Source organism: Streptacidiphilus sp. PAMC 29251 (assembly GCF_054208735.2).
Genome location: NZ_CM135725.2, coordinates 268385 through 293474, shown reverse-complemented (window position 1 = coordinate 293474; position 25090 = coordinate 268385). Strand labels below are relative to the sequence as shown.

20 protein-coding genes and 3 pseudogenes are annotated in these 25090 nt (G+C 69.2%); 7 read left to right on the top strand and 16 right to left on the bottom strand.

Annotation, left to right across the window (positions count from 1 at the left end):
• Positions 1–208: 208 nt before the first annotated feature.
• From ACXKR8_RS01515 to ACXKR8_RS01480, 8 genes and pseudogenes are all read right to left on the bottom strand, one after another.
• On the bottom strand, positions 209–1162 hold the full coding sequence (locus tag ACXKR8_RS01515) for a transposase family protein (protein ID WP_458266773.1): 954 nt from the start codon (positions 1160–1162) through the stop codon (positions 209–211).
• A 606-nt stretch (positions 1163–1768) separates the two neighbouring features.
• Positions 1769–2323 carry an SMI1/KNR4 family protein gene (locus ACXKR8_RS01510; RefSeq protein WP_458271089.1) on the bottom strand — a complete coding sequence of 185 codons (555 nt, stop codon included), beginning with the start codon at positions 2321–2323 and terminating at the stop codon, positions 1769–1771.
• A 49-nt stretch (positions 2324–2372) separates the two neighbouring features.
• A complete protein-coding gene (locus tag ACXKR8_RS01505; protein WP_458271088.1) occupies positions 2373–3260 on the bottom strand; it encodes a transposase in 888 nt (295 codons plus the stop codon).
• Positions 3261–3356: 96 nt separating this feature from the next.
• Complete coding sequence (gene ltrA, locus ACXKR8_RS01500) at positions 3357–4853, bottom strand: group II intron reverse transcriptase/maturase (protein WP_458271087.1); 1497 nt, start codon at positions 4851–4853, stop codon at positions 3357–3359.
• A 559-nt stretch (positions 4854–5412) separates the two neighbouring features.
• A pseudogene (locus ACXKR8_RS01495) lies at positions 5413–6156 on the bottom strand (ISL3 family transposase); the annotation flags it as partial.
• A gap of 78 nt (positions 6157–6234) precedes the next feature.
• A pseudogene (locus ACXKR8_RS01490) lies at positions 6235–6358 on the bottom strand (LysR family transcriptional regulator); the annotation flags it as partial.
• 98 nt (positions 6359–6456) lie between these two features.
• A complete protein-coding gene (locus ACXKR8_RS01485; protein WP_462100235.1) occupies positions 6457–6810 on the bottom strand; it encodes a transposase in 354 nt (117 codons plus the stop codon).
• 97 nt (positions 6811–6907) lie between these two features.
• Positions 6908–7657, bottom strand: a pseudogene (locus tag ACXKR8_RS01480) (transposase); the annotation flags it as partial.
• Between the two features lie 509 nt (positions 7658–8166).
• Between ACXKR8_RS01480 and ACXKR8_RS01475 the strand changes: the two are divergent.
• From ACXKR8_RS01475 to ACXKR8_RS01465, 3 genes are all read left to right on the top strand, one after another.
• On the top strand, positions 8167–8787 hold the full coding sequence (locus ACXKR8_RS01475) for an NADPH-dependent F420 reductase (RefSeq protein WP_458271086.1): 621 nt from the start codon (positions 8167–8169) through the stop codon (positions 8785–8787).
• Between the two features lie 52 nt (positions 8788–8839).
• Positions 8840–9778 carry an SDR family oxidoreductase gene (locus ACXKR8_RS01470; RefSeq protein ID WP_458271085.1) on the top strand — a complete coding sequence of 313 codons (939 nt, stop codon included), beginning with the start codon at positions 8840–8842 and terminating at the stop codon, positions 9776–9778.
• Positions 9779–10226: 448 nt separating this feature from the next.
• On the top strand, positions 10227–11153 hold the full coding sequence (locus tag ACXKR8_RS01465; protein ID WP_458271084.1) for a DUF6891 domain-containing protein: 927 nt from the start codon (positions 10227–10229) through the stop codon (positions 11151–11153).
• Between the two features lie 235 nt (positions 11154–11388).
• On the opposite strand, the gene ACXKR8_RS01460 is transcribed toward ACXKR8_RS01465, so the two are convergent.
• Together ACXKR8_RS01460 and ACXKR8_RS01455 are read right to left on the bottom strand one after the other, a co-directional pair.
• The gene (locus ACXKR8_RS01460; RefSeq protein WP_458271083.1) at positions 11389–13470 is read right to left on the bottom strand and encodes a KAP family P-loop NTPase fold protein; all 2082 of its coding nucleotides are present in this window, start codon (positions 13468–13470) and stop codon (positions 11389–11391) included.
• Positions 13416–13670 carry a hypothetical protein gene (locus ACXKR8_RS01455; protein ID WP_458271082.1) on the bottom strand — a complete coding sequence of 85 codons (255 nt, stop codon included), beginning with the start codon at positions 13668–13670 and terminating at the stop codon, positions 13416–13418. The genes ACXKR8_RS01460 and ACXKR8_RS01455 overlap by 55 nt, the downstream gene beginning before the upstream one ends.
• 244 nt (positions 13671–13914) lie before the next feature.
• On the opposite strand from ACXKR8_RS01455, the gene ACXKR8_RS01450 reads away from it, so the two are divergent.
• Positions 13915–14460: an HAD domain-containing protein gene (locus tag ACXKR8_RS01450; protein ID WP_458271081.1), complete on the top strand. Its 546-nt coding sequence runs from the start codon at positions 13915–13917 to the stop codon at positions 14458–14460.
• An 86-nt stretch (positions 14461–14546) separates the two neighbouring features.
• Positions 14547–15296: a hypothetical protein gene (locus ACXKR8_RS01445; protein ID WP_458271080.1), complete on the top strand. Its 750-nt coding sequence runs from the start codon at positions 14547–14549 to the stop codon at positions 15294–15296.
• A gap of 43 nt (positions 15297–15339) precedes the next feature.
• Here ACXKR8_RS01445 and ACXKR8_RS01440 read toward each other — a convergent pair whose 3' ends face one another.
• Positions 15340–16605, bottom strand: coding sequence for a DNA-binding protein (locus ACXKR8_RS01440; RefSeq protein ID WP_458271079.1), 1266 nt, complete (start codon positions 16603–16605; stop codon positions 15340–15342).
• Positions 16606–16904: 299 nt separating this feature from the next.
• On the opposite strand from ACXKR8_RS01440, the gene ACXKR8_RS01435 reads away from it, so the two are divergent.
• Together ACXKR8_RS01435 and ACXKR8_RS01430 are read left to right on the top strand one after the other, a co-directional pair.
• Positions 16905–17345: a hypothetical protein gene (locus ACXKR8_RS01435; protein WP_458271041.1), complete on the top strand. Its 441-nt coding sequence runs from the start codon at positions 16905–16907 to the stop codon at positions 17343–17345.
• Between the two features lie 78 nt (positions 17346–17423).
• Positions 17424–18257, top strand: coding sequence for a transposase family protein (locus ACXKR8_RS01430; protein WP_458271042.1), 834 nt, complete (start codon positions 17424–17426; stop codon positions 18255–18257).
• A 114-nt stretch (positions 18258–18371) separates the two neighbouring features.
• On the opposite strand, the gene ACXKR8_RS01425 is transcribed toward ACXKR8_RS01430, so the two are convergent.
• The 5 genes from ACXKR8_RS01425 to ACXKR8_RS01405 form a co-directional block, all read right to left on the bottom strand.
• Entirely contained in the window at positions 18372–19796 is a 1425-nt protein-coding gene (locus tag ACXKR8_RS01425) for a condensation domain-containing protein (protein ID WP_462100234.1), read from the bottom strand.
• A gap of 336 nt (positions 19797–20132) precedes the next feature.
• A complete protein-coding gene (locus ACXKR8_RS01420; RefSeq protein WP_458271077.1) occupies positions 20133–20546 on the bottom strand; it encodes an ATP-binding protein in 414 nt (137 codons plus the stop codon).
• A 161-nt stretch (positions 20547–20707) separates the two neighbouring features.
• Positions 20708–22687, bottom strand: coding sequence for a discoidin domain-containing protein (locus ACXKR8_RS01415; RefSeq protein ID WP_458271076.1), 1980 nt, complete (start codon positions 22685–22687; stop codon positions 20708–20710).
• 115 nt (positions 22688–22802) lie between these two features.
• Positions 22803–23669, bottom strand: a complete 867-nt coding sequence (locus ACXKR8_RS01410) for an RICIN domain-containing protein (protein WP_462100233.1) — start codon at positions 23667–23669, stop codon at positions 22803–22805.
• On the bottom strand, positions 23666–25078 hold the full coding sequence (locus ACXKR8_RS01405; RefSeq protein WP_462100232.1) for a glycoside hydrolase family 30 protein: 1413 nt from the start codon (positions 25076–25078) through the stop codon (positions 23666–23668). The genes ACXKR8_RS01410 and ACXKR8_RS01405 overlap by 4 nt, the downstream gene beginning before the upstream one ends.
• Between the last annotated feature and the right edge of the window lie 12 nt (positions 25079–25090).

Below are 25090 nucleotides of genomic sequence, written 5' to 3'. Positions count from 1 at the left end.
GGCCCGGCCCGCTGGAGGTGGCCCGACATCGCCGACCGACCCAGGGCGGTGGCAGCACCCGAGGCCCTCGCGAGTGTCGGCAGCGAGCGGTCCGTCAGGTCGTGGACGGGGTTCGACTGACTTCCCGGTGGGAGCAAGTTGTGCGGTAACGGCGCTGTGTGCGATTGAGGTCAGGGCGTGTCGGCCTGGCGGGTTGTCTGATGGGTGATCACCTCTCGGCAGCGCGGTCGGAGACCAGGCCGGCTACGGCTGTGTAGGTCTCGTCGAAGTCTTCGCGGCGGCCGAGGAAGCGTTGCAGGGTGCGCCATTGCTTGTGCTCGGCGTTGGCGTGCTCCACGCAGATGCGCTCCGACGACTGCTGGTGGCGTTCCGCGTTCCAGGCCGCGAGTTCCTGGGGTGTCGCGTCCTTCTTCGGTTTGAGCGGCGGAGCCTGGACCTGGTCGGGAAACTCCTTCGCCAGGCCCCGGTATCCGGCGTCGACCTTGGCTTTGACCTGTGGGAACTGCCTGAACAGGTCGGCGATTCCCTCGGTGCGCACCGCCGTCTGGTCGTGCATCCGCCCGGGGCGGAACGCCCCGGCCCACAGAGTCCGGCCCTGGCCGTCGGTGACGACGGTGGCCTTCTTGGTGTTCATCTTCTTTTTGCCCGAGACGAACGCACGTCGGCCGGGCTTGTTGGCGCGCGGGCGGCGGACCTGGACCTCGGTCCCGTCGAATCGCAGCTCGACGCCCTCGGCCGCCGCGTAGGCGAAGACGTCGGCCAGGGTGCGAAGCCGCAGCTCGGGATGGTCCTTGACGGCGAATCCGCGTGCGGCCAGCAGCGGTCTGATCTCACGGATCGCGCGGGTGACCGTGGAGCGGTCCACTCGGTACAGCTCGGCCAGGGCCGCGTGCGGGAGCTGGAAGCGCAGCGCCACCAGGGTCACGATGATCCGGTCCACGAACACCAGATCGTGGTCGGGGCCGGCCCCGGCCGCACGCAACCGCTCGTGGCCTCGGCGTTCACGCAGCCGGGATTCCTCGGCAGCAGTCCAGACGCCGGCGAGTTCGGCGACGAGTTTGCCGAGTCGCCGCGGCTGGAGGCCGGTGAAGATACGCTTGGACAAGGCCGTGCGGCCCGGGTGATGCGTCACAACACCACTCCACCGCACGGCCTGCTTCATGTCCGGGCAATACCACGATCGTTATTCGTACACCGCGCCGTAAGGCGGTGCTTACCCCTGCGCAGACCGGGGCCTGCGCAGACCGGGGTCTTCCTGACACGCACTATCCGCGCCCCCACCACGCACTGGACGGATCGACCTGGCACGACGGACTGTGCAGCGAATGTCATGGCGGCGGGAGCTCCGCAGGAGCGGTCTGTCCCACTTGCAACGGCGTCGGGTTTGCGCTGATCGTCCAAGAATCGGAGTGACGCCTCACCTCAGAGCCGAGGGGACGTAGTGATCGGCGGCGAGGGCAGCCCGCACTCCAACGTCCCCCGCCCTGACCACGCCCCGGCTGACCGTCACCAGGCTCGGCCGCGCGCTGCGAACGCCAGCCAGCCCTGACGCCCTCCGGCCTGGCCCACATACAGGCCCTCCTGGCCAACCGGCGCAGGCTCGAACCTGGCCCCCGCCAGCACCGCGCACAATTCCTCGAACAAGGCCCGATGATCCGCATCCGGAGCCTGCCCAGAACAGCCCCGGCCGAGCGCCCGACGCCAGCAGGTGGAGTCAAATCTCAGGTTCTTGCAAGATTTTCGTGAAGGGGTGACGGAGCGTGCTGGATCAAGAGGCGTTCTGTGGTGAGGTCAGTTCCAGGGCGCGGTTGTCGTGTCCGGCTGCCATTTCGTCGAGCCAGAGTTCGTACCAGGCGATGAAGTCCATCGCCTGGGAGAGAGTGGGGCCCCAGAATCCGTCGGCGTTGCCGGTCAGGATTCGCCCGGTCAAGGGGCCGGTGATGCCGAGCAGGACCAAGTCGCTGCAGCCTGCCTCGATGACGTGGAGGAAGAGGTCGCCGTGTCGGTGCCCCTCTTCGAGCGCGGTGAAGCCGCGTGGGCTGGCAGGCGACGTCTTCGGGTCCATGGTGAACAGGAGACACTTCTCCAGCGGGAGCAGGCCGTAGAACGGAGCGGCTCCTGTCGCACCGATGTGGGTCAGGAACGTGCGGTAGGCGCTGGGCAGTTCCACGCCGTTGCTGTTCTCGAATGCCGTGACCTGGGCTTCAGACCGTGGTGGTCCGAGGCGAAACCGGTGCTGTTCCTCGCCGAAGGAGTGACTGCGGAGCGGGTTGAAGGCAATCTTCGCCAGCTTTCGGCGAAGGCGCGGCAGCCGGGGATCCATGGTTGATCTTCTCTCGTGTCGGTCGGCAACCTACCGCCGCAGCTTCGTGTCAGCCAGCCAATAGGACGCGTTTGCGTAGCAGGGCGAAGCCGGCGCGGCCGAACATCTGCCGTTTGAGCATCTTGATCCGGTTCACGTTGCCTTCGACGGCGCCGGAGCTGAAGGGCAGGGTGAGTCCGGCGGTGACGGCCGCGAGGTCGATTTCGAGGCCGTGGACGAAGCTGTCCAGGCCGGGCAGGTGGTCGGCGCGGACGGCGGCCATCCATGAGGGCAGGTCGACCCCCTGGAGTTGGGTGAGCATCCGGGCGAAGCCGTGGACGTGGCCGTGGACGGCGGCGAGTTCCGGGCAGCGGTCCAGGACGGCCTTGAGTCGGCGATGCGCGTCCTCGTCCAGGCCGTCGGGGTGGCCCACGATCCAGCCGGTGGCCTGGCGCACGGTCGGTGGGGCCGGGGGTGCGGGCCGGATCGGAACGGGCAGGCCACGCAAGCGCTGCCGGGCGAAGTCGCGGAGCAGTCCGTAGCTGCCCTGGTAACCGCGGGTCTGGAGCTCGCGGTGCAGGGCGAGAGCGTTGTGGCAGCCCTCGGACCATCGCTGGAGCAGGTATTCGCGGTGCGGGTCCAGGATGCTGGTGCGATCCTGCCACTGACCGTGGAACATCTCCTGCCAGGTCGCGGCCCGTGCGTACTTGTGGACAGTGTTGCGACCCAGGCCCAGTTTTCGGGCGACCGCACGCATGCTCGCGCCGGTGGCGAGCTCCGCGTGGACAGCAGCGTGGCACTCCTGGAGGCGGTCGGTGAAGCGGTGCGCCGGACGGTTCGCACTGATGCCGGTGTGCTCGGGGAGCTCCAGGATCTGCGGCGGTGCGGCGGGTTCGAGGATCTCGGGGTCCTCGGGTTCGCGCAGGCAGCCGCGGTGGGCGGAGACGCAGCGTTCCACCGCTTCACCGAGGTTGATGGGTCGGGCCGGGGCGCCCTGCCGGGATTACTCCCGGTGGGTTTCCCCGACCCGCCCTCCGAACCCGGCGTGCGGCTCTCACCGCACCGGGCTCTCCACGAGATCATCCGTTGGAAACGGGCTGCCCAGAGCGTCCGGCCAAGGGCTGGGGATGCCGTTCGTGCCTCGGTAGCGATACCGAGTGATCGGTACTCTGCCGAGGTCGAACAGTTGGATCCCGTCCATTTCGATGGGCTTCCACCGCCCGTTGGGGCCGCGGAGCCATCGCCGGATGGCCGTCCACGTCATGCGGTGCCGGTGCATCACCCAGCGGACGATGCGCCACCAGACGAAGGTGTGCAGGGTCTGCAGGGTGTGCTTGGCGACCGCGTGCCTGAAGTAGTTGGCCCAGCCGCGCAGGATCTGGTTGATCCGGATCAGCGTGATCTTGTAATCGAGATGCGACAACTTCTGGGTCAGTGCCTTGATCTTCCGTTTCAGCGACGCGACCGGTTTGTCGGCGATGAACGTGTAGACGTGCCACTTGTCCGTTCCGCGTTTCCGCATCCAGACGATTCGGAAGCCGAGGAAGTCGAACCCGTCCGCAAGGTGCACCACCTGGGTCTTGGCCTCTGACAGCACCAGGCCCATCGGGGCCAGGACCTCGCTCACATGCTCGCGAAGCGCCTCGGCGTGCTCGCGGGTGCCGTGGACCATGACGACGAAGTCGTCCGCATAGCGGACCAGTCGCCAGGTCGGCAGGCCCCGCCGCCGTTGCCGCTCGCGATCGCGCCGACTGCCCATCATGCTGGTCCACTGCTCGGCGGCAAAGTCGTCGAGCACGGACAGTGCGATGTTGGCCAGCAGCGGCGAGAGGATCCCGCCTTGCGGGGTTCCCGAATCGGTCTCGTTCCGCTCGCCGAGCTCGGTCATGATCCCGGCTTTGAGGAACGCCTTCACCAGCGCGAGCACCCGCTTGTCCTTCACCCGCGCCCGGACACGGCCCATCAGGGCCGTGTGGTCGATGCGGTCGAAGCACGCCTCGATGTCCGCGTCCAGCACCCAGCGGTATCCCTGAGAGCCGAACAGGTGGATCTCGGCGATCGCGTCGTGTGCACGCCGGTTGGGCCGGAACCCGTAGGAGTACGGACGAAAATCCGCCTCGAACACGGGCTCCAGGACCAGCTTCAACGCAGCCTGCACCACCCGGTCCGCAACGGTCGGGATCCCCAGCCGGCGCAGTTTCCCGCCCGCCTTGGGGATCATCCGTTCGCGCACCGGCAGGGGCTGGAAGGCCCCGGCCCGGAGCTGGTCGCGGATGTGGTTCAGGTGCGCTGTCACTCCGGACGCCAGGACGTCGGCGGCGCGAACGCCGTCCACGCCTGCTGTCCGGGCTCCGGTGTTGCCCGCGACCCGCTCAAACGCCATCACCAGGACGGCCGGGTCACAGACGAAGTTGAACACATCGTCGAACCGGAAGCCGTGATCGGCTACCGCCCAACGGTGCAGCTTGGTCTGCATCTTCCGTACCCGCGCCTCGGCAACCAGCACCGAGGGCCACGCGACCAGGGCATCCACCCCGGTGTCTTCGGACATTGCAGTTCCTCCCTTGCAATCTCGCTGCCGCCCTTCCCCATGCGCCGGGCTCTCCCCGGCTCGGAGTACTACGGCGGCTCCGCCCCTCCCCGGCCCGGTCGGCCGACGGTGGACCCAGCCCGGTTCCCGCGCTGGCCGCGCGGAACCCGGGCAGAGCCGGGGAGGTTCCCGTGTTCACTGATTGATCGATCGTCGGAGTAGGCACCCGGCTATACCCCCGCGGCATCGCCACGGCTACCCCGCAGCACTTCACCGTGGCCTCCCCGGCGCTCTGGCAGAAACCGCCGGGAAGTTGCCCGCCTTGGCACCGGCGAGCACGCACCGCAACCAGCCCAGATCCGCCAGGTTCGAGCTGATGTCACCTTAGGAGGCTTCGAACACCGGTTCCTCTCGTATACCTCTCCGTCTCGCTCGCCGGACCCGCACCATCTGGCAGTGCTGACACGTCCCGGCTTCGTCAGGGCCGCTTGCCACCCTCCCCGGCACCTCCCGGGTCAGGCTGCCCCCAGCTTCACCGCCCTGCTGCGACAGGACAGCGGCGAAGGTCTCCCACCTCCACTCGATCAATCAGCGCCTCACGGCGCACGTGCCATAAATGCCACCTGTCAGCCACTTGCAGGGCGTCCGGTGCCCCGGTCCGCGCACCGTCCGCGTAGGCCCCTGCACGGTCGCGGCAGATCACCTCAGCACCGGGATGCGCGCGCAGCCACCGTGCGAGGGTGCCGGCCTCACGGTCCGGCAGCAGGTCAACCGGCCGATGGGAGTCACCGTCGATCAATACGCTGGCGTAGATCCTGCCCCTCTTGAGTGCGAAATCGTCCACACCCAGCACCCGCGGACACAGGAGCGCCGGCTCGGGCAGCGCCATCACCAGGGCCAGCACTGTCACGCGGCTGACCACGGTGTGCAGCACCCGCAACAGGCGCGCGCCCGCGCTCCCGGCCAGCGCCAGCCCCACCGCCTGCAGCAGTTCCAGCAGCGACGGGGTGTACCGGCCGTAGCGCAGGGACAGGCCCGGGACCTGCTCGACGAAGGTCCGGCGCGGACACCCGGACGCGTCGCAGAACAGCCGCCGAACCGTCAGGTCGATCACCACCGCCCGACCGCCGACCGCCATATCGGCCAGGTGACGCTCGTAGCGGCTGTGGACCCGGCCCGACGCGGAGCCGCAGTCCGGGCATGACAGCACGGTCCCATCGCGGGTACGGGCCGTGACCCGCACCACCCCGCCCACCACACGCACCCGCCCCACCAGAACCGACACCAGGTGCGGAAACACGACGTCCTGCAGGTTGTCACACAGCACCGACGATGGCACCGAAGTGACGCACTGTCACCCCTTCACGAAAATCTTGCAAGAACCCGACTTCACATACGAAGCCAAGCGCGCGGATCTGCCGGCTGAGGACCGGCTGCGCGATGTGCAGCTGATCGGCGGCCCGGCCGAAGTGCAACTGCTCGGCCACGGCGACGAAGTAACGCAGTTTGCGCAGGTCCAGATCCATGGCGCCTCCCAGCCTGGTGATGACTCCAAGGTATCACCACGACTGAAAGAAGTATTGGACGCCCACTCGGGCCAATGGCAGCCTGAATAAGTGGGTCATCAAAGTTGATGGGTCGTCAGCTTTCCGCGTGCCCTTCGGGTGGTTGCGCAGTGTGATCGCAGGCGTTGGCTCCGGCGGTTTCGGAAGCCGTAGGCCTTGCGGGCTTCGAGCTTGATCACGCGGTTGTTGCCTTCGGATGCGGCGTTCGTTATGCCGGTTTTGATGTAGTTCTCGATGCCGTGCCACCACTGGTCGACGGTTTCGGCGAGGGTGACCAGTTCGACCAGGTAGGGGCGGTCGGCACAGAAGGCCTGGAAGCGGTAGCGGGCGGCGGAGACCGCGGAGCGGTCGGGAAGGACGTGGGCGTGCTTGGCGGTGAGCCGCAGCAGGTCGCGCAGGAAGCTCCTTGGCACGCCAGCCGTCGAGGATCTGCTTGCCGTAGGTACCCATATCGGTCAACTCGTCGGCAAGCGTGGCCAGTTCTGTGGTGGTGAGGTCTTCCTTGTTGCGGCGCAGGAGCTTGCGGACGCTCCAGACGGGGTCGCCCTTGCGGGCGCGGCGGCCGTGGTGCCTCCAGGTGAGGCGGCGGCGCAGGTCGGCCAGGTGGCGCTGGGCGAGCTGGACGACGTGGAAGCAGTCCACGACGATTCGGGCGTGGGGCAGGGCGGTGCGCACGGCGGCGCGGAAGGTGGCGCACAGGTCGATGGCCACGTACCTGACCCGCTGTTTCCAGGTCTCGGGCTGGAGGGTGAGCCAGGCGGCGACGGAGGCGGCGTTGCGGCCCTCGACCTGCCCGAGCAGGCCCTGGCCGCCGACCGCGTCGACGAAGCCGATATGCCAGGCGTCGGCGACCAGTTCCCATGTGCCCGTTTCGGGGTTCTCCCGCCAGACCGGCTTGCCCCTGCGGGTCTCGTCGATGCCGACGGCCTCGGTCACGGGCGGCTGATCAGGCAGGACGAGCTCGGCGTACTGTTCGAAGGCAGCTTGGGCAGTGGGCCAGGAGATGCCCAGGTCACGGCCGGCCTGTACGACCGTGCGGCCGTCGTCGGCCACCACGCGTCCGGCCTCGCGCCGCAGCGCGCGGGTCAGCCGGGCCCCCGCTGGCACCTCGCGGACCTGCTCGGTGAACGAGCCGCGCGGGCACAGCGGTTCCGCGCAGAACCAACGGGACTTGTGCCAGTGCAGATCCACACGTCGTCCACCGTAAGGAAGTTGGCGGGGGCGGGTGAGACGTGGGCCCTTCCTCGTCGTGGAGAGCACTCCGCACTCCGGGCATGCCCGCGCACCCTCGTCCACCGTCGCCACGTGCACGACGAGAGCCGGCCCGACCTCCTCCACCTTGATCACCCCCAGCCCCTCCAGGCCCAGCAGCAGTGTCGCGTCCGTATCGGCACAGGTATCGTTGATGTTCGAGCCCGCAGGTGTTCGTGATCGGTTTCTCTAGACAAGAACCATGATCACCAATCCCTGCGGGCTCCTTGCATCCGGGGCACACCACACCCGGCATCGTCACCCAACGTGACAGTCAATTGGCTCAAGCCGCTGACGGCCCATCAAGTTTGAAGACCCGAATAAGTACCCACGGGGGGCGAAGCGGATTCGGCACAAGACTTCGATATAGGAAATTGCAGCAGGCCCCGGGCCCCGAATGAGCACCTCAGGAATTGGCCGCCGTTCATCGCGTCATTCGACGGCGCCCGACGACGCGACCGTTGACGGCGACGCGGTGGGCATGGCGTCCTATCCAGCTTCAGAAAGCAGGCACACCCATGAGCAGCATCAGCATTATCGGCCTGGGGAACATGGCCGGCGCCCTGGCCGGCCGGGCGCTCGCCGGCGGCAACGCCGTCGAGATCATCGGCCGCGACCGGTCTAAGGCCAAGGAATTGGCCGCCGCGCTCGGCGGCGCCACGGTCGGGACGGCCGGCGCCGCCCCGGCCGGGGACATCGTTGTCCTCGCCGTGCCGTACGCCAGCGCGGCGGCGGTGGTCAGCGGGTACGGGGACGCACTGCACGGCAAGGTCATCATCGACATCACCAACCCCGCCTCCCCCGACTCCCAGGGCCTTGTCACCCCCGACGGCAGTTCCGGCGCGCAGGAGATCGCCAAGGCCGCCCCCGCCGGCGCGCACGTCGTGAAGGCGTTCAACACCGTCTTCGGTCACATGCTGGCGCAGGGCAACCCGCTGGACGTGCTCATCGCCGGCGACGACGCCGAGGCCAAGGCGACGGTGTCGGCCTTCATCAAGAGCCTCGGGCTGCGGCCGATGGACACCGGCCCCCTGACAATGGCGCGCTGGCTGGAGGGAACGGGCCTGGTGATGATCGGCCTGGGCCGCTATGGCGCGGGGGGCTTCAACTTCACCCTCGGGATCAACACGTCCTCCTGAGCGCGCCCGCACCACCACTTCTCGCGCCACACCAATCACAAGGACCAGCAGCATGCGTGTTTTCGTCACTGGCGGGACCGGCCACTCCGGTTCCTACATCGTCCCCGAGCTCATCGCCGCCGGGCACCAGGTCACCGGCCTGGCCCGATCGGACGCGGCCGCGGCGACGCTGGCCGCGCTCGGCGCGAAGGTGCGCCGCGGCGACCTTGAGGATCTCGACGGACTCAAGGAGGCGGCCGCGGACTCCGAGGGCGTCATCCACGTCGCGCACAGGCAGGACCTGCTTCCCTCCGGCGGTATCGACGCCGTGGCCGCCGCGGAGCTCCCGGTCATACTCGCATACGGCGAGGCACTCGCGGGAACCGGAAAGCCCCTGGTCACGGCGGGGAGCATCGGCTCGCCCGGGCAACACCTGGGACGGCCGGCCACCGAGGAGGACCCGGCCCTTCCCGGCGGCGACCAGTACAAGGGCACCCTGCGGGTTCGCAACGTCGTGGAAACCGCCGTCATCGGCCTCGCCGAGCGCGGAGTGCGGTCTTCGGTCGTGCGGATCGCCAACATCGCGCACAGCACGACCGACCGCACCGGCTTCCTCCCCACGCTGATCGCGCTCGCGAAGGAAAAGGGCGTCGTCGGCTACCCCGCAGACGGCGCGAACCTGTGGAACGCCGTGCACACCCGCGATGTCGCCTCCTTGTTCCGCATCGCGCTGGAGAAGGGGCCGGCCGGCAAATACTGGCACGCGGTCGGGGACGGCGCCATCGCGTTCCGCGAGATCGCCGAGGCCATCGGCAGCCGCCTGGGCCTGCCCGCCGTGAGCATTCCCGCGGACGTACTGATGGTGCCGGGATACTTCGGGTTCCTCGCGAACATAGTCACGCAGAACTACCCGGCGTCCAACCTCATCACCCGCCGGACCCTCGGCTGGGAACCCGCACAGCCCAGCCTGCTCGCCGATTTGGACAACGGCCATTACTTCTCCGCCGGCTGACGGCAGGTGTCCGCACCCGGTGATCATGGCTGGTGGTTGTGTGGTCTGAGCTGGCCTTGGTCATGTAGGTGGTTGGGCAGTCTGCGGGATCTCTACGGGGGTTGCCGGGATTACTGCAGGTCGGGGTTTGGTGGTCAGCTTCGTTGGCTGTTGGTCAGGTTGGCTGGGTGGCTCGGGGTGGGGTCCTCTCGGCGCTTGTGTGGGGTGGCCGTGCGGTATCGGTTCCGCCGTGCTCGCCGGTCCCTGTAGTCGGACCCGCGTTGCGTTCTGATCGGTGGCGCTCCCGGTGGCCGGTGAGATGGGGGCTGTGCCAGGCGGTGCGCAGGTCCAGTGGGATGGTCTCCGCGTCATGCCCGCAGGCCGGGAAGACGGCGTCCGACGCTGGGCTGCTCGCCTGTCGGTAGCCTGATGGGGCGGAGTGTCGGGGGTGCGTGTCAGAGTGTGCTCCATGCTTGCGATCACCGTGCAGACGGAAAACAGTCGGCGCCATCTGCGGGTACCCGCGGTCGACCTGGCCGCGCTGGTCCGCCGGATCGGTGCCCCGGGCGATACGTTCCTGGTCGTCGAGCGGATACCGGACCTGCCCGATGTCTACATCCAGGTGTTGCACCACGCGGGGGAGGACTACACCTTGGAGCACCGCGGCGGTGCTCCCGACCGGCACTTCCAGAGCAGAATCGAGGGACCCGAGCGGGTGATCGAGGCAATGACCGGCTGGGCTCGCCTGAACGACGACTGGGACGTCGGGATTGCTTGGGAGCTGCTGGACCTGGGCCCGGTCCCGGTTGCTGCGCCGGTGCCCTCGCTGGATCTGGAGAGCCGGGAGCGTGAGCGTCTCGAAGCCCGTGTCCGCGAGGTGATCGTCGGCGGGTACGCCTCGCGGGCGGAACTGGCCGAACTCGCCGAGGAGTACCTCGTCTCGCAGGACCGCCGGCCCGTCTCGCCCAGGCAGGCGAAGCTGCTGGCGGACCGTCTCTGGCTGGAGCGGGTTGAGGAGCAGTCTCGATGGGAGGGCGAAACGGACCCCGAGCGCGTCACCCGTGCCTTTAGCGCGCTGGAGGCGGCGGGGATCACGGCGCGGGAGAACTTCACCTGCTGCCGTAACTGCGGACAGGCTGAGATCGGGGCCGAGGCGGCGCCGGGCGCGCGCGGCTTCGTGTACTTCCATCGGCAGTGCACGGACGCGGCTGCTGCCGGACGGGGCCTGGAGCTCCTGTACGGCGGATTCGACGGTTCTGCCCAGACCACCGCGGCCATCGGCCGGGAGGTCGCGGCGGCTCTCGAGACGGCCGGGCTTCTGGTGGAGTGGGACGGCACCCCGGAGCGGGCCGTCACCATCTGCGCGCTGGACTGGCGACGCCGCCTCGTCGGTTGATCTTCTCCGCGGTACTCGCAGGCTCACCGAGACCACGAGCGCCGTTCCGATCATCACGAGCAGATGGTGTGGTTGGCCGCCCTGGTTGCGCGGACACCGGTCGATGGCGCGGCTCCGGGTGCCGAGGCGTCGCCCGGGCTGGCTCGTAGGCAGAGGATGTCCGTCGGAGGGGTGTGCGGTGTCCTGATCGCTGTTCAGGTTCAGTGGGCGCGGATGGGTAGGTTGCTCCTTGTGGCTACGGGGCGGGTGGTGTGGGGTTTTGGTCGCGATGGCGGCGAAGTGCGCTCAGGACACTCTGCTGCTCCAGGCCCGGGGTTGCCAGGGATGCGGTGAGCGGGAGCTGCGGTGGGGCTGCGTCGATCTCGGTCGCCAGGTGAGTGGTGATACGGCTGAGTCCTACCAGCGCATCGAACAGGTCGAGGTCTACGGGGCCGAGTACCACGCGGCGGCTGCTGCTGCTGGAGCGCAGCAGTTCCGGGGCAGTGAGGCTGACCAGGAGGGGGAGGAGGTCCCAGGTGTGGTCGTCCAGGCGCTCGTTGATCCAGGACTTTGCTTGGTCCGGGGCGAGTAGGCGCCATGCGAGGAGGAGTTCCCGTTCCAGGGGTGTGATGCGGTCTGCGGGCGCTTGCGCGGCAGTTGCCAGGTGTGTGGGAAGGAGGCGGGACAGGTCGTCCCTGCTGGTGCGGGCCCAGGTGTCGAGGCTCGTGTCGGTCGCGAGGTCTCCGGCGGGTGCCGTGTCCTGCGGGTAGACGGTGTTCCGCAGGGTCTGGACAGCGAGTACCGCTCCGTCCGCGGTCTGCGCCATGCGGGCGAGCGCGGCGGGGCGTCCCTGGGACGGGAGCTGGGCGAGGATGTGTCGGGCGGCGTTTTGGACCGCGGCTGCCGGACGGAGAAGGCCGAAGGCCTCGGGCGGACCGGCCGCGTTGCCGTACTCGTCGGCGAGAAGTGCCAGCAGCCCCGTGCTCGTCTCCGCGTCGAGGGGCAGCCGGAGCAGGATCCTGCGGGTGACTCGGTGGGTGTCGTCACGAAGTCGTGCCACCAGCGCGGCGTGTTCATCGCCGGGCGCGCCGGAGGCGACCTGGGTCAGCGCGCGGTCGAACGCGGCCTCGGACAGGTCGTCGTCGGGGACAGTGAACGCGGTGTAGCGGTCGAAGTAGTCGTCGCTCCCGATTCCGTGCCGACGGTCCGCATCGCTCGCGGCGCTGGTGCTCCAGGTGTCGACTACCGCGGCGATCGGGGTGAACATGACGGCGAGCAGCCCCAGCACTTCATCGACATGGTTGTCGGCCACACCTGCCTTCCGGACCCGGTCATGCCAGCGCTCCAGTTTTTCCTGCGGGTTGTTGCCCTGCGGGGTGTAGGTGGTGCCCGTCAGTTCGGCGCGGTGGAGCTTGAGCATGGCGTAGATGCCGGGCTCCATCGTGCGCAGAAACGTGACGAGCAGGAAGTCGACCAGGTCGACGTCCTCGACCACTGAGCCCAGGCTCGCATCGACCTGCGCCATGAACCGCTTGATCGCACGTGGCGTGTTCAGCCGCATCTGCAGGTGGCCGTTGTATGCCTCGGCGAATCGGGAGAGACCCGAGGAAGTCAACTGCTGGCCGTGATCCTCCAAGACCTCCGTCAGGTACTGATCCATCAACTTCACCGCGTCGCGCTCGCGGAACGCGGGCAGGTCCAGCCGCACCTGGACGATCTTTTCCAGGAAGTCACGAGCCCGCGACTCCTCACCGCCGACCAGGTCGCTGCGCCGCAGTACGTCCAGCAGGGTGTGCTCGTCGTAGCTCAGCAGGTAGTTCACGTTTGGCAGGCGTCCGACCAGCCGTACGAGCTTGAAGACGAGCAGGAGCTCGGCTGGGGTGAGCCGGTCCAGGTCGTCCATCACGACCAGGATCGGCTGGTTGGCCTCACGCAGAGCTGCTTCGACCTTGCGCTTCGCGGCGGACGCACTGGTGTCACCACCGACCCGCTTGGAGATGACCTGCAAGATCGATTTCCCGTCGACACCGACAATCCTGGCCAGGCTGCCCAGGGGCGCGATCTCCTTACCGAACTCAGCGAGGCTCTCCCTCGACTTCGACCATCGCTTGTCCTTGGGCAGGGCGTTACGGATCTCGGTAAACAGCGCAGCTGTCAAGGAATCCAGATCCGGGTACAGCCACGGGTTGAGGTCGGCGACGAGCCACTGGTCGGCTGTGGCTTCCTTCAGCAGGCCGATCGTCATCTCCAGGACCGACGACTTTCCTGATCCCCACGGCCCGATCAGTGCCAGGACACCCGAGTCGCTCTGCTCGCGGACCCTGTGCAACAGCGCCACGGAAGACTGGGCGTACTTCCTGCGGCCCAGAAGGTCCGGACGGGAAAGGTCCGGCGCTCGCGCTGGAGCCGGTCCCGCTCGGCCTTCTTGGCCAGCCGATCGCGTTCCGCCGCCCCCTTCTTCACAGCGGCGGCCTTCGCCTTCTGCTTCGCCTGGTAGGCGTCGAGTAACTGCTGCGCCATCGACTTCTGCCGTGCCATCTGGCCCTCCCCTGGCCGAACCTGCCCTCCCCGCGACAGCGCCCCTTCATCCGGTCCGGCCGTCAGCGGCACTACTGCCTGTGAAGCGATGCCCAACCACGAAGATCAACAATCCCCGCTGTTCATTCGGCCCGACAGCCGGTGAGCGATCCGATCGACGGCTCCGTGCCCGGCTGCTCCGCCCCTTCCGCACAAGCCAGTTGCCGGAGTCGGAAGTTTGCGGCCCCTGGGCTATGGTGCGGCGGTGAGCGATTCTGCGTGGCGTCCGCTGCTCTTCCTCGATGTGGACGGTCCGCTGATCCCCTTTGGTGCCACGTCCCGTCAGTTGCCGGGCGGCTACCGGACCTATCCGGTCGGCCCCGGGATGGGTGAGGTCGATGCGAATCCTCTGCTGGATAGGCTTGATCCCGCTCTCGGACCGCGGCTGCTGATGCTGGGGTGCGAGCTGGTCTGGGCCACGGCTTGGACGGACGACGCGAACGAGTGGGTGGGCCCGCGGATCGGCCTGCCGCAGTTGCCTGTGGTGCTGTGGCCGGAGCCGTCGGACGAGGACGGGCACAACAGCCTGCACTGGAAGACCCGGAGCCTGCTCGACTGGGTCCGCGGGCAGCCTTTCGTCTGGGTGGACGACGAGATCACCGACACCGACCGGGACTGGGTGGCTGCGCACTATCCAGAACCGGCCCTGCTGCACCGGGTGGACTCAGCCGCAGGTCTGATCGGCACGGACTTCGCAGTCATCGACCGCTGGCTGCGCGCGGCGCAGCGCAAGCTCTCCGACGCCCTGTAACGCAGGAGCACCGGCGCTGCCCCAGAGGATCTGCGGGGCCCGGGGCCGGATCAGGCTCAACCTCGATCACCCTCCAGGAGGCTGTCGTGCCCGCTGAGCGCCCGTCCGAGGCACCGATCGTCCGTATGCCGGGTGACCCTTCCGGCCTGATAGCCGGACGAGTGGCATTGTCGGAGGTGATGGCGCGGCTGGCGGCGGCGCGGCCGGTCTTCCATTCGGAGGCGGATCTGCAGCACGGGTTCGCGCGGGTGCTGTGGGAGCTGGATCGCGAGGTGCAGTGTCGTCTGGAGGTGCGGCAGACCGTCTCAGCGGGTGTCGAGCATCTGGACTTGCTGTGTGTCGGTCCGTTGGGGCGCACGGCGGTGGAGTTCAAGTATGTGAAGCGTTCCTGGAACGGTGTGCTGGGCACTGGCCCGGTGCAGGAGCGGTACGCGTTGAAGTCGCACGGGGCCCCTGATCTGGCCAGGCGCGACTTCGTCTTCGACGTCGCCCGGCTGGAGAAGTTCTGCGACCGCCCCGACCAGAACGGCCTGGCGCTGCTGGTCAGCAACGAGCCGGCCTTGTGGCAGGAGCCGAAGCTGGCGGGCAAGCAGTCGCGCGACCGTGAGTTCCGCCTGCACGAGGGCGGCGAACTGAGCGGGACGCTGCTGTGGGGCGGGGGCGACTACGCGCCCAATACCCGGGTCCTGCGCGGTGCCTACCCGCTGCGCTGGCGGCCGTACTCGCTCCAGGCTGGGGCCGCGGGGGAGTTCCGGTACCTGGCCCTCTTCGTCGACCCCGGTGCGCCGGCCCCCGTTGAAGCCGAGACCCCAGGCGTCGACAGCTCGCTGGCCTGAGCTCGTCCGCCCCGGCCGCACTGGGCCGTCAGTACCGATGGTCTCAAGCCGGTGCTGGGCCGCGGCGGTAGCCGTACTGGTCTTCGATGTCGGCTTGGTGGTCGTCGATGTTCTGTTGGAGGTCTTGGGCGGGTGTGTGGGTCCAGTCGGCGAGTTGGTGGATGGGGATGCCGGCGGTGTGGGCGGAGCTGGCGATGGCGGTGATGGCTTGGTCGAGGGTGGCGATGGCCTGGTGGAGGGTGTCGATCAGGTCCTGGGTGGTGGTGGCCAGGGGTGCGGTGTCGTGGACGTCGAGGGTGGCCAGGAGGTCGGTGGCGTCGCGGACCCGGTCGTTGATCCAGCTGCGTTCTGGCCGGGGGATGGAGGCGCGCCAGGTGATGGTGCCGTCCGCGCGTTGGGCCAGGGTCCGCAGCTGCGCGGCGGTGGAGAGGGGTTGGTCGTCGCGTTTGATCCACCAGGGGTCCTGCCCCCAGTCGCCAGGTTGTCCGGTGCCGCGGCGCTGGCGTACCAGGGCGCCCCACCAGGCGTTCAGTGCGCTGCTGTCGGGGATCGCGCCAACTGCTCCCAGCCAGGGCCGGTCGAGCCTGCGTCCGAGTTCCTGGCCGAACCGTCCGTCGGGCGGGAAGGGCCGGATGCTGTGCGCGCCGCTGTCCTGCCACACCATTTCCGTGACAGCCGGGTCGAGCAGGGCCTGGGCCAGGGCCATGACCTCGGGGAAGATTGCCGCCTCGCGGGCGACCGCGCGCCACCACCAGAACTGCGGACCGGCGTCGCCTCCGGTCAGCCGGTGCAGGCGGGCGGGCCAGATTCGCTCGTCGTTCCATTCCAGGGCGAGCTCCCACCACTGGCACACCACCGCCCGCGCGACCGCGAACACCGCCCCCGGCGCCACCTCCGCCATCGCCGCCCCTCGGACCACGACCGGCCACCGCCGCTGCGCCGCCACGATCTCCGGGCAGGCGCCCAGGTCGAGGTGCTCCAGGTCGTGACCCTCGCCCGCACCCAGGGTCCAGCGCCGGTGGCGCCGGCAGACGCGCTGCCACTGTTCGCGGTAGCGCATAGCGACGACCTGCTGCCCGGTGCGCCGGGCGGTGCACAGCCGGCACCCGTAGGCGACCGGGCCGTGGGCCGCTGCTCCGATCTGCCAGCGGCCCTGCGGGCGGCCTTCGGTGACCGGCGCGGTGAACAGGGCCGGCTCATGGGTCCAGGTGGGCAGGGCGCGTCGCAGGATGGCGGCGTCGGTGCGGCAGATGGCCGCCAGCAGGTCCTGCCCGGCAGCGTCGAACAGCACCTCGGCGTCGGGGCGCACCCCATCGATCCCGGGGGAGCGTGGCGGGTTGTTCCCCCACTCCCACGATGCCCGCAGATCAGTGGCCGACATCCCGTAGCGGGCGGCTATCCGTCCCAGTGAGCCCGTTTCATCCTGAAGTGGCTGGTAGGGGGTCTGGTGTGGTGACGGCTGGGTGTACTCGTGCTGGCAGGGGAGCATGATCGCCGGGCTTGATCGTCCGCCACGGATCCTTGGGTGACTGTCTGTTCTTCCCGTATGCCGGGTGCGGGTCGCCTACGATCCGTAACAAGAGCACTACTCGAGCAGCAGGGGGCTCAGTGGACCCGGTACTGCAGCGGATCAGCGCGCGGCGCGCCTACCTCGCCGAGCAGGTCGAACTGCTGGGCAAGCAGCTGACGGAGGCCCAGGCCGAGCTGGCCCGGGTCGTCTCGGCGGAGCAGGTCGTGGGGCAGTTGCTCGCCGAGCACGGGGCGGCCGGGGAAGAGGATCCGGCCATGGTCGCCGGCGTGGAGCCGTCACGGGTGGTGCCCTACCGCAAGGATGCGGCCGGACCTGGTGATCTGTCGGCCGAGTACCAGCGGGTGCTGGCGGAGATGGCGGAGGCGGGCGCCCCGGTGCGGTGCAAACAGCTGTGCGAGCGGCTGGGGATCGGCACCGAGCCGCGCAAGGTGGAGGCGATGCGCGCGCGGACGAAGCGCCTGACGGACCGGGGCTGGCTGCGCGAGACGGCTCCGGGACTGTTCACACCGCCCAGCTGATCCCCCCGCAGGCCCGGTCGGTGCCGAACGGCTGGATCGGGCCGTAACAGCGTGGCCCCCGGCGGGTGTTGGCGTCGTGTGACCAACAACAACAGCCCGGCCGAGGGCTCACCCCCACTGATTTACCAAGTCAAACTCTCCCTGTCCACCAGCGTGGTGAACCACGTCGCAGGCCTGATACGGGCTCGGCGCAAGGCGATCGACTCGCGCTGGCGCAAGCTCGACCCGGGGCGGCAGGCCCTGCTGGTCCTGGCGTTCCTGCGCCATGACCAGCGCCTGGCCGACCTGGCCGGCGGCAACGGCATCTCGGCGGCGACCCTGCGGCGCTGGGTGATCGAGGTGATCGGCCTGCTGGCTGAGCAGGCCCCGCGGCTGGACCGCGCCTTGAAGAAGATCGCCGCGAAGGGCGGTGTCGTGGTGCTGCTGGACGGCACTCTGGTGCGCACCCGACGCCGGACCGGGGACCGGGACCGGCCCAACTACTCGAGGAAGCACAAGGCCCACGGCCTGCTCTTCCTCGCCCTGACCGACGAGAAGGGCAACCTGATCTGGATATCATCGGCCGCACCGGGACGCTCCAGCGAGATCACCACCGCCCGCCGCAACAAGATCACCGCGCAGCTGCGCAAGGCCGGCCTGGGCGCGATCGCCGACCTCGGCTTCGTCGGCCTGGACGACGACCCCGAGAACCCCGTGATCATCACCGGCCGCAAGGCTGCGCGCGGCAAGCCGCTGACCGCCGCCCAGAAGGAGGCGAACCGCCTGGTCAGCCGCGAACGCGCGGCCAACGAGCACGGCTTTGCGAACTTGAAGGCATGGCGCGTGCTGACGAAGGTCCGCATGAGCGCGGCGTACGCGACCACGCTGCTGCGGGCTTTGCTGGTACTCACCGGCCTCCAGGCCACCCGCTGACAGATGATCAAGCCCAGCGATCATGCCGCCCTGCCAGCACGAGTACACCCAGCGGTCACCACACCAGACCCCCGACCAGCCACTTCAGGATGAAACGGGTTCAGTGGGTGAGGCCTACGGGCAGTTGCCTGAGCGGGCAAGCCGGGAGGCGGGTCGTAGCGAGGGGCTCTGCCAGGGCGTGGCAGTGAGATCGCACGTGTACGAAGACAGCGCGGTGGCCGTGCCCCGGGACGGCGTCGCGGTGCATTGGGCCCTATGGCTTCGCCGCAGGGCCCGGTCACCGGGACGGGTCGACTCGCTCGCCCGGTGCCCGGGTGAGGGCGCCGGGGTTGGTCGCGGCCTCGACGGCAACATCCTCGATGCCGCGGGCCAGTGCTTCCGCGTCTGCCGGGGAGAGGGAGTGGGAGTCCGCGTGGACGTCGACGCGCAGGCCACCGGTGGCGGTGTCCTCGACGCTGACGTGCAGCAGGTCGCCCGCCCGTCGCGCGCCGCGGTCCAGCGGAAGTGGCTTTCCCTGCGCGCCTGGTCCAGCATCTCGACCAGCTCCCCTGCGGCCGGCGCAACGTGGTCCGGGGCGGCCAGGTGGCTGCTGCGGTCGTTGAAGAACACCGCCGTCTGGATCTGCTCCCCGCGCTCACGCGAAAGCGTGCCGATCAGCGCCTCCAGGGCCTGCGGATGGAAGTAGGCGTGCTTGAACAGGGCCAGCGTGGTGCGCCGGACCTGCTCGACCGCCTGGTCAACAGTCCGCTCCCGCTCACCGGGCTCTGCGCCGCCCTTGGTCCCGGCGGTGTCGCTGAGGTCCACCATCAGGGCGCCGGACTGGGCGATGGTGCACACCACGTCACCCAGCCCCGGCCGGAACCGGTTGCCGACCACCGGACGCACCAGCACCGGGTTCAACGCAGTGATCCGGTGCACGCAGATCGCGAACAGGGCCACCAGCACCGTGCGGGTGTCGGCGCCGGTCCTGGCCGCGATCACCGGCAGCGCCGCGTGCAGCGCCTTCGAGTCCAGGGCGCAGCTCCAAAACCGCGGTGCGCGCGGATCCTTGGAGGCGGGGAAGCGCTGTGCGGGCACGCTGCGCAGGACCTTCTCCCAGTACCGCAGGGCCATGGCGTTCTGCCGCTGTCCGGCGGCCGATGCCTGCCAGCGGGCCTGCTCCAACTGCTGCAGTCCGGTGGCGGGGGCGCTGTCGCGTACTTTGACCTGGCTCAGCATCAGTTCCGCGCCGGCTGCGTCGGTGACCAGGTGGCTCATGATGGTGACCAGGTGCACGGTCAGGCCGTCGCGGCAAACTACGGCCATCCGCACCGGCCACTCGTGCGCGTAGTCGAAGGGCGTTTGGCGCCAGTGCTCCTCGATCGCTGCCGCGAGCTGCCCTGGATCGGTGTGGGCCTCCGCTTCGTAGACCTCCAGGTGCGTGGTGCCGTGCTCGAACAGCTCCTGGGTGGGCCACTGGTGCGCGTCGGTCCTGATCAGGGTGCGCATGGAGGGGAACCGGTCCATCAGGTAGCGCAGTTCCTCTGCGATGTCGGCCACGGTGGTCCCGGGCGGCAGTGGGGTGTACTGCCGCCGATGGGCAGCGAGTTGCCCTGCGCCACCATCGCGTGCCAGATCGACCACATCCCCCAGGTCAGTTCGCCCACGCCTTCGCCCGGCCCGGCGAAGTCCACCGGCACCCGCTCCGAAGCCCCGGGCACCGGTGCCCGCGCCCCGGCCGTGACCGGGTGGACTAACGCGGGCTCAGCCAGGGGCCCCTTCGGTGGTGTGTCCGGGGCTGGTCGCGCCTTGATGTCGCTGCTTGTCACGGGGTTCTCCTGGTGCGCTTTTGCGGTGGCCGGGGCGGCTCGCCGACGGTCCCTGTCCTTCGGTGGGTTATGCGTGGTGGTGCAGGCGCACGGTGATGGTCTTGCCGTGGCCCGGTTCCCAGCGGATCTCCACGTGGTCGGCGAGCTGGTTGACCAGGTGCCACCCGTGGCCCCCCTCGATGCCGAGCAGTTCGGGGGGATGGGCCACGGGCGCACTGGTGTGGCGGTCGCTGACGGCGATCTCGACGGTGCCGCTGCTGTCACCGGTCAGTGTCAGCGTGTGCGGGCCCGGCGCGTGCCGCACCGCGTTGGTGACCAGCTCCGCCACCACCAGCAGCGTGTCCTGGGCCGTGCGCGGATCCAGTCCCGGCACATGCCCGCGCAGGAAAGTCCGGGTCAGGTCCAGTGCCTGGCCGGTGGTATCGGGCCGGCCCTCCAGGGCGTGCGCGGATGGGCGGTGGCGGTCGGCGTCGTCGTCCAAGGTGTGCCTGTCCTGATGGTGTTCCGGGTACTGCCAGGGGGCGTCGCGAAGGTTGGGCCGGTGGCTGGGTGCCCGGGCGAGCTGGGGCGCCGCCGGAGGGCGAATCGCCACGGGCCCGACGGGGATGCCGGGTGCCCGTGGCGCTTCATCAAGGGTGCTTCTTAGCGGTCTGCGTGGTAGGTGCGGATGTCGGCGATGCTCCACCAGCTGCCGCTGGCCGCGGTCAGGGTGATCCGGATGTAGCGCACGGGCTGGTTGTCCAGGTCGACGGTGGTGAACTGGCCGGTGCCGGTCGCGTCGGCGACCGCGGTGGTCCAGTTCGTGCCGTCGGTGCTGGTGGTGACGGCGTAGCCGCGCGGGTAGTCGCCGGTGGAGGCGCCGGTGTCGAAGACGACCTGCTGCAGGCGCTGCACCTTGCCCAGGTCGGCCTGCAGGTACTGCCCCGGGGCCTGGGCGGCGCCGGAGGAGAAGCGGGTGCTGGCGTCGTCGTCGACCGCCGCGGCCGCGGTGTCAGTGGTGCCGGTGGTGTTGGAGGTGGCCGTCCAGCCGGTGGGGTCGCTCTGCCGAAGGCTGTCCTCGGTGCCGTGGCTGCTGTTCCACACGAAGGTGGCCAGGGCCCCGCCGGGCAGGGTGTAGGTCAGGTGCCGGTCGCCTTCCTGGATGGCGAAGGTCTGCGGGTTGTCGTTCTCGTTGTGGGCCACCAGCACGGTGCTGCCGTCCCGGTTGCGGAAGGCGGTGTCCTGGACCTGGCCGTTCCAGCCGGTGGTGCCGAACGAGGTGCTGGCGATACGGACCGCGCCGGGCTTCACGAAGCGGGCCAGCGCCCCCAGGGTGTAGTACTCGGCGTTGCGCGTCACCGTGCCGTCGCCGTTGACGGTCAACACGGCGGTGCAGCCGGTGCAGCCGCCGGTGTGCGGGCCACCGGCCGGGTCCAGGGCGATGTTCCAGTTGACGACGGTCTTGGCCCAGTTGCGGGTCGCGCCGATGACCAGGTTGCGGGTGTGCCACTTGAGGGTGTCGGAGAAGGTGTTCGCCGGGACGCCGGACTGGCTGCCGGAGCACTCGGTGAAGTAGATGTCCTTGGTCGGGAACTGGTTGTGCAGCGCGGTCATCGCACTGGGGTCCCCGTAGTAGCAGTGGAACGCGGTGCCGGAGACGTACTTTGCGGCGCTGGACTGCAGGAGTTGCTGGGGGTAGTCCCCGGCGTCGGCGCTCTCGTCCGGCGGGGCGGACGCCACGTCGTTGGGGTGCTCGGCCCAGTTGTGGTCGTACCCCAGGATCTTCGTCCGCAGGCCCTCCTCGCGGAGCATCGGGCCGAGCTGCTCGATGACCTTGGCCTCCTGCCAGGAGGGCATGTCGGTGCCGGGGTAGCCGGACGGGGTGCGGTTCTGCGGCTCGTTCTGCACGGTGATCTGGTCCACCTCGACACCGTTGGCATGGTAGGCCTGGATGAACTTCACCAGGTAGGCGGCGTAGGCACGGTAGACGCGGGGGTCATCGATCAGGCGCCCGCCGGTCAGCGAGCCGCCGGTCTTCATCCACGCGGGCGGACTCCAGGGGGTGGCCAGGATCTGCAGGGCCGGGTTGAGCTGGCGGGCCTGGCGCAGCAGGGGCAGGATCTGGGCCTGGTCGTGGGCGATGGTGAAGTGCGCCAGGGTGTAGTCGCTCTGTCCGGCGGGGACGTCGTCGTAGGTGTAGGCGGGGCCGGCGGTGAAGTCGGAGGCGCCGATGGGCTGGCGCAGGTAGTTCAGGCCGTCGCCGGTGCGCGGGTCGAACAGGGAGGTCATGGCGGCGTCGCGGGCTGCGGGAGCCAGGGTGGAGAGCACGGAGGCGGAGGAGTCGGTGAGGGAGGCGCCGAAGCCGGTCATGGTCTGGTAGGTGCGGTTCGGGTCGACCACGACGGTGGGCGGGGCGGTGGCGGGATCCGCGGGCGTGCGGGTGAAGGCGACGGTGCCAAGGTCGGCCATCGTGTCGGTGCCGTCGGGGGTGGTGACCCACACCTGCGCCGAACCGGCCGCGCGAGGGGGGCCGGGGTGGTGGTCGGCGGAGGCGGAGGCGTTCGCCAGGCCGGTGCCGGCGATCGCGGTGGCGACAAGGGTGCTGCTGGCAGCGAGCAGCAGGCTTCTGCGGGAGGTGCGCATCGGTGGTGGGTCTCCGCATCGTGAGGAAGGGCATAGACGGGGGTGCGGGTCGCGGCTGCCGGGGAGGGCGGCCGCGACCCGCGATGGGGTGTGGGTAGTTGGGGTTGGTTGGGGGTTACTGGGCGGTGAGGGTGAAGGCTTGGGCGGTGTTGCCGTTGCAGGTCCACTGCTGCAGGCGGGTGCCGTCGGAGGTGGACAGGTTGGTGACGTCCAGGCACTGGGTGGCGCTGTTGCGGGGGGTGAAGGTGTAGGAGCCGTTGGCGTTCTGGGTGGGCTTCCACTGCTGGTTGGTGCCGCCGCCGTAGGTCCAGAGCTGGATCTGGGCGCCGTTGCCGGTGGATCCGGGTCCACCGGCCACGTCCCAGGCCTCGGTGGTGGCGTTGTGGGAGACGACCTTGTAGTAGCCGCTGTCGGTGGGCTGGAACTGCCACTGCTGGTTGGTGTTCCCGGCGCCGCAGGCCCACTGCTGGACCGCGGTGCCGTTGCCGGTGCCGCCGCCCTGCGCGTCCACGCACTTGCCGCTGTTGGCGTTGGTGACGGTGTACCAGGCCGAGGCGTTGATGCCGCCGCCGGTGCCCGAGGCGGCGGTGGTGACCGAGGCCGTGTTGGATGGGGCCGACAGGTTTCCGGCGGCGTCGAAGGCCTTGACCGTGTAGGAGTAGGCGGTCGAGGCGCTCAGCCCGGTGTCGGTGTAGCTGGTGGCACCGGTGGTGGCGCCCACCTGCGCACCGCCGCGGTACACGTTGTACCCGGTCACGCCCACGTTGTCCGTGGACGCACCCCAGTTCAGGGTGGTGGAGGTGGCGGTGGTGCCAGTAGTGGCCAGGCCGGTCGGGGCGCTGGGCGCGATGACGTCACCACCACCACCACCGCTGGGGGTCCAGGTGAAGGTGGCCAGGGCGTTGGGGGGCAGGGTGTAGTTGGCGTTCTGGCCGCCGGTGCTGATGCCGAAGGTCTGGGTGCCGCCGCCGATGTTGTTCACGACCAGGGCGATGGTGCCGTCGGGTTCTTGAAGGCGACGTTGTGCAGGTCGCCGGCGTTGTTGGAGCCGATGTGGATCGCGCCGGGCTGGATGAACTTGCTCAGGTGCCCGGTGAGGTAGTACTCGGCGTTGTAGGTGACGTTGGTTCCGTCGATGGCGATGGTGCCGGTGCAGGTGCCGCAGCCCTGGTTGTGGGGGCTGCCGTTGGAGTCCAGGGCCAGGTTCCACAGCAGGACCGACTTGGACCAGTTCTGCAGGGCCGGGATCGTGACGTTGTTGGACTGCCAGTTCAGCGTGTCGGAGAAGTACTGCGACAGGGGCTGTCCGGCGTCGTGGCTGCCGGAGCACTCGGTGAACCAGACGTCCTTGGTGGGGAACTGGTTGTGGATCGCGGTCTGCGCGCCGGCGTCGCCGTAGTAGCAGTGGAACGCGTCGCCGGAGATGTACTGGGCGGCGGAGCTGTTGAGGATGTCGCTGGCGTAGTTCAGCTCGGGGGCCTCCCCGAGCTTGGCGGCGGAGGCGGTGTCGTTGGGGTGCTCGGCCCAGTTGTGGTCGTACGCCATGATCTTGACGTTGCCCAGGCCGTTGGCCTGCAGTAGCGGGCCCAGGGCGTTGATGATCGCGGTCTCGGCGGCGACGGGCACGTCGGTGGCGGGGTAGCCCAGCGGGGTGCGGTTCTGGGGCTCGTTCTCCACGCTCATCGCGTAGACCGGCACGCCGGCGGCCTGGTAGGCCTGCACGCTCTTGAGAAGGTAGTTGGCGTAGACCTGGTAGTCGGCGGGCAGGATGTGGCCGCCGACCACGGAGTTGTTGTCCTTCATCCACGCCGGCTGGCCCCAGGGGGCGACGACGACCTTCAGCTTCGGGTTCAGGCTGATGGCCTGCTTCAGCAGGGGGATGATCTGCGCCTGGTCGTGGGCGATGGAGAAGTGCGCCAGGGTGGGGTCGCTCTGCCCCGAGGGCAGGTCGTCGTAGGTGTAGAAGGGGCCGTTGACGAAGTCGGATGACCCGAGCGGCTGGCGCAGCATGCTCATGCCGATGCCGGCGGTGGGGCTGAATATCGATCCCATCACCGAGTCGCGCTGCCCCTGGGGCAGGGCGGAGAGCAGGGTGGCGGAGGCGTCGGTGATGGAGGCGCCGAACCCGTCGATGCTCTGGTAGGTCTGGGAGGGGTCCACCGTGATGGTGTTTCCCTGGGAGGTGCCGGTGCCCAGGGTGGTGCCGGCGCCGGGGGTGAGCAGGTTGGTTCGGTCCGGGGTGGTGATCCACGCCGAGATCGTCGGGCCGCTGGCCGCGTGCGCGGGGCCTGCGGTGACAGTGCCCAGGGCCACGGCGGCCAGGGCGGTGACAACGCTTAAGGCTGCGGCCTTGCCTCGAAGGGTGGTGCGGTGGTTCAGAGCGTGTTGCATCGTGCGTCCTTC